Below are 3,968 nucleotides of genomic sequence, written 5' to 3'. Positions count from 1 at the left end.
TTTTATCGCGTTTCTGAACCGCAAAACCGTTTCCACTTTTGCTGGAAACGCTCTAAGGGCGCGGTGCCGCAAACGGCAAAACGCCGCCCGCAAGGGACGGCGTTGAGCAAAACGGGAAAGAGGCGCTTAGCTGCGCGGCGCGGCGGCCGGACGGGCAGCGGCGGGACGAGCGGTCGGGCTGGGCAGGCCGCCCTCGCGCTGGGCGCGCTTGCGGGCCAGCTTGCGGGCGCGGCGCACGGCCTCGGCCTTCTGGCGGGCCTTCTTCTCGGAGGGCTTCTCGTAGTAGTTGCGCAGCTTCATCTCGCGGAAGACGCCTTCGCGCTGAAGCTTTTTCTTGAGCGCGCGGAGCGCCTGGTCAACATTGTTATCGCGAACGACTACTTGCAAAGGTCAACCGCCCTTTCGAAGCACTGAAATGTGGGTTTGGACAATAGCGCCGACACCAAAAGGTGCCATCGCCGACCGGATGCACCGGTCACCGTGGGCCGCTCTATAGCCCAGGACGGCGGGCTTGTCCACCTCCCGAAAGGGAAAATCCGGCATGGCGGGCTGGATTTGCCGCCCGGCGGGGCAGGATCATCGCCGGATGCGGTTGATATGGCCCATCTTGCGGCCGGGGCGGGGCTCGGCCTTGCCGTAAAGATGGGGCTGGCTGTCGCCATCGAGTCGGGCCGGCAGGGCCAGCACGTCGTCGCCGATGAGGTTTTCCATCACCACATCGGCCATGCGCGCCGGATCGCCCAACGGCCAGAGGGCGACGGCGCGGATATGCTGCTCGAACTGGTCGGTGAGGCAGACCGCCTCGGTCCAGTGCCCGGAATTGTGGACGCGCGGGGCGATCTCGTTGACCACGAGGGAAGGCCGCTCGCCGGGAATGACGAAAAACTCGACGCCCAGCACGCCGACATAATCGAGCGCCACCACGATGACCTTGGCCAGCATGGCGGCCTGACGGGCGAGGCCGGGCGCGATATCGGCGGGGACGGTGGAGGTGAAGAGGATGTGATCGCGGTGGACATTCTCGGCCACGTCATAGGCGCGGACCTCGCCGGCGCCATTGCGGGCGATGACCACCGAAATTTCCTTTTCGAAGGGCATGAAACCTTCGAGCACCAGTGGATGAGGGTCGAGCGCGGCGAAGGCGGCTTCGGCTTCGTCGGCGGCGCGGATGACGCGCTGGCCCTTGCCGTCATAGCCCAGCCTCGTGGTCTTGAGCACGGCGGGCAGGCCGAGATCGGCCATGGCGGCCGCGAGATCGGTGAGGCTTTCGACGGGGCGCCAGGGGGCGAGGGGGATGTTCTTGGAGGAAAGGAACCGCTTTTCGGCCAGGCGGTCCTGCGAGATGGCCAGCGCATTGGCGCCGGGGCGCAGCGGCTTGCGGGTGGCAAGAAACTCGGCCGTGGCGGCGGGCACGTTCTCGAATTCATAGGTGACCACATCGACGGCCTCGGCAAAGGCGGCGAGCGCCTTTTCGTCGTCATAGGCGGCGATGGTCCTGTGGGGAGTCACCTCGAAGGCGGGGCTGGCCGGATCGGGGCAATAGATATGGGTGCGCAGGCCCAGCCGGCTGGCGGCAAGCGAAAGCATGCGGCCCAACTGGCCGCCGCCGAGAATGCCGATGGTGCTGCCGGGAGGCAGCGGGGAGAGGGGCTGGGACATTGCGGCTTACTCGCTATCGGCGGGGAAAAGCGGCACGGCCTGGCTCTGGCGGGCGCGCCAATCATCGAGCCGGTCGGCCAGATCGTCATCGGACAGCGCCAGGACGGCGGCGGCGAGCAGGGCGGCATTGATGGCGCCGGGTTCGCCGATGGCCAGCGTGCCCACCGGAATGCCGCCGGGCATCTGTACGATGGACAAGAGGCTGTCCTGGCCATTGAGCGCCCTTGAACGCACCGGCACGCCGAAGACCGGCAGCGGCGTCATCGAGGCGATCATGCCGGGCAGATGGGCGGCGCCGCCGGCCCCGGCAATGATGATCCTGAAGCCTTCGGCGCGGGCATTGGTGGCGAATTCGACCAGGCGCTCGGGCGTGCGATGGGCGGAGACGATGCGGGCCTCATATTCGACCTCAAGCGCTTCCAGCGTCTCGGCGGCGAGGCGCATGGTGGGCCAGTCGGACTGGCTGCCCATGACGATGGCGACGGATGGTTTGGTCAGCACAGAGCCAATCCCTCAAGCTCTACCATGGGGGCGTGTAGCCCAGTTTGCCAGCCGACTCAAGCGCGGCCGGCTCAGGCGATGATATCGGGCAGCAGAAGATTTTCGAGCTGCGCGATACGGTCCTTGAGCGCCAGCTTGCGCTTCTTGAGGCGCTGGATCAGCATGCGATCGGCCAGATGCGAGCGGCTCAGCGTATCGATGGCCGCATCCAGGTCGCTGTGCTCCTGGCGCTTGGTGGCCAGCTCCAGTCCGAGGCTGGCCTGTTGTTCCTTGCTGAGCGAAAGCATGAATGAAGCGCTCTCCCGAAGCCGCAACGTTCATCATTGGTTAGCCGATCACGAGGAGTTTTGCATCCGATTTCAACCGCGGCGCAAAGGGCGCGTGACAAGACATGAAATATTTGTGACGATGGGTCGTCCACATAGGCTTTCTAGGAGTTGTCATGACGACTGAAGGGCATATCGCGGCGCTGGAACGGCGCCACCAGGAGTTGGACCGCCAGATCCAGGCCCAGATGCAGACTGGCCGCTACGACGATCTGATGGTGAGCGCGCTCAAGCGCAAGAAACTGGAAGTGAAGGACGAATTGCAGAGGTACATGGCCTCGACATAAAAGCGGCGCGCAGTTTCTCGAGGAGAAACGGGAAGGGCTACAGCATATGACTGCGGCCCTTTTTTGTTGCCCTAAATTCCGCTCAACAGCCCCATGGCGCCCTTCCAGGTGATGTAGAGGGCGAGCAGGAACACCAGCCAATAGGCGATGGTGTAAAACCAGGCCATGGAAATGCGCCGCACCATCCAGACGCCCAGCAGGACGCCGACCAGGCCCACCGGAATCAGCGCCGCCGACAGGGTGAGGTTATGGACGTTGAGTTGGCCGAGGAAGAAATAGGGGATGAGCTTGGCCGTGTTGACGATGGCGAAGAAAAACGCCGAAGTCCCCGCATAGAGCGCCGGCGCCAGACGCTGGGGCAGCACATAGATCTGGAAGGGCGGGCCGCCGGTGTGGCTGATGAAGCTGGTGAAGCCGGCAAAGCCGCCCCAGAAGGCGCCCCAGGGCCGCGATGGCGGCAGGCCGGCGAGCTTCTTGCGCAGCGGCAGGATGGCATCGAGGATGAACAGCAGCGTCACCACGCCGACGAAAAGCAGCACGGCATCGTCTGAAACCAGGCTCCAGAGCCCCCAGCCCAGCAGCGTGCCGATGGCGGCGCCGGGCAGCATGAGGCGCAGGATGGCCCAGTTGACCTCGCGCCGATAGGTCCAGATGGCGACGGCGTCCATGGCCAGCAGCACCGGCAGCATCATGCCGGCGGCATCGCGCGCCGGCATGACCAGGGCCAGCAGCGGCACGCCCACCATGCCCAGGCTGCCCAGCAGGCCCGCCTTGGACAGCCCGACGATGAGCACGGCGATGACGGCGACCGGAATGAAGAAAACGGGATCGAGCATGGGAGGGGTCCAGGAAGGGCCCTAATGGGTATGCCGGCCCGGGCGGCGGGTCAATGCGGGAAGAGGGAGCTTCAGCCGAGTTCCCCGGACCACCGGATCCGTGTGGGACGAGGGGGAAACGTGCGGTGGTTGGGAGAGAAAGTGCCTCACAGGCACCCCCTCCCCAGCCCTCCCCACAAGGGGGAGGGTGCAATTTCGAGGTTGGGCACGATTGTGCCAAGGACACCGAGCCACACCTCCCCCTTGATGGGGGAGGCCGGGAGGGGGTGACCCTGAGGGTCCCGGCTTATTCTTCGGTGTCGCTCTTGAGCGATTTGAGCTTGGAAAACACCGAATCAGCGTCGAATTCTTCGTGACCC

At 65.0% G+C, this 3,968-nt stretch carries 6 protein-coding genes; 1 reads left to right on the top strand and 5 read right to left on the bottom strand.

The annotated features are described in order from the left end of the window. Positions 1-126: 126 nt before the first annotated feature. The 4 genes from rpsU to VDP82_RS15065 all read right to left on the bottom strand — a co-directional run bounded on the left by rpsU (position 127) and on the right by VDP82_RS15065 (position 2,447). A complete protein-coding gene (rpsU, locus tag VDP82_RS15080; RefSeq protein ID WP_323015655.1) occupies positions 127-387 on the bottom strand; it encodes a 30S ribosomal protein S21 in 261 nt (86 codons plus the stop codon). Positions 388-576: 189 nt separating this feature from the next. Further along, a complete protein-coding gene (locus VDP82_RS15075) occupies positions 577-1,659 on the bottom strand; it encodes a 5-(carboxyamino)imidazole ribonucleotide synthase (protein WP_323015654.1) in 1,083 nt (360 codons plus the stop codon). A gap of 6 nt (positions 1,660-1,665) precedes the next feature. Beyond that, positions 1,666-2,130: a 5-(carboxyamino)imidazole ribonucleotide mutase gene (purE, locus tag VDP82_RS15070; protein WP_323015656.1), complete on the bottom strand. Its 465-nt coding sequence runs from the start codon at positions 2,128-2,130 to the stop codon at positions 1,666-1,668. Positions 2,131-2,231: 101 nt separating this feature from the next. Next, a complete protein-coding gene (locus tag VDP82_RS15065) occupies positions 2,232-2,447 on the bottom strand; it encodes a YdcH family protein (protein WP_323015653.1) in 216 nt (71 codons plus the stop codon). A gap of 155 nt (positions 2,448-2,602) precedes the next feature. On the opposite strand from VDP82_RS15065, the gene VDP82_RS15060 reads away from it, so the two are divergent. Then, positions 2,603-2,773 (top strand): YdcH family protein, encoded by a 171-nt coding sequence (locus tag VDP82_RS15060; RefSeq protein ID WP_323015652.1) that lies wholly within the window; start codon positions 2,603-2,605, stop codon positions 2,771-2,773. A gap of 71 nt (positions 2,774-2,844) precedes the next feature. Here the strand turns inward: VDP82_RS15060 and VDP82_RS15055 are convergent, their stop codons facing one another. Next, a complete protein-coding gene (locus VDP82_RS15055; protein WP_323015651.1) occupies positions 2,845-3,609 on the bottom strand; it encodes a sulfite exporter TauE/SafE family protein in 765 nt (254 codons plus the stop codon). Positions 3,610-3,968 lie beyond the last annotated feature (359 nt).

Origin of the sequence: Devosia sp. (assembly GCF_034675085.1) — a bacterium.
Taxonomy (GTDB): domain Bacteria; phylum Pseudomonadota; class Alphaproteobacteria; order Rhizobiales; family Devosiaceae; genus Devosia.
The sequence above is the reverse complement of the archived record's forward strand: the minus strand, read 5'-3'. Positions and strand labels throughout refer to the sequence as shown.

What these genes read in the sequence shown, in the direction of transcription:
- VDP82_RS15075 (WP_323015654.1), bottom strand. Translation starts at nt 1,659, where the DNA reads ATGTCCCAGCCCCTCTCCCCGCTGCCTCCCGGCAGCACCATCGGCATT.
- purE (WP_323015656.1), bottom strand. Translation starts at nt 2,130, where the DNA reads ATGGGCAGCCAGTCCGACTGGCCCACCATGCGCCTCGCCGCCGAGACG.
- VDP82_RS15065 (WP_323015653.1), bottom strand. Translation starts at nt 2,447, where the DNA reads ATGCTTTCGCTCAGCAAGGAACAACAGGCCAGCCTCGGACTGGAGCTG.
- VDP82_RS15060 (WP_323015652.1), top strand. Translation starts at nt 2,603, where the DNA reads ATGACGACTGAAGGGCATATCGCGGCGCTGGAACGGCGCCACCAGGAG.
- VDP82_RS15055 (WP_323015651.1), bottom strand. Translation starts at nt 3,609, where the DNA reads ATGCTCGATCCCGTTTTCTTCATTCCGGTCGCCGTCATCGCCGTGCTC.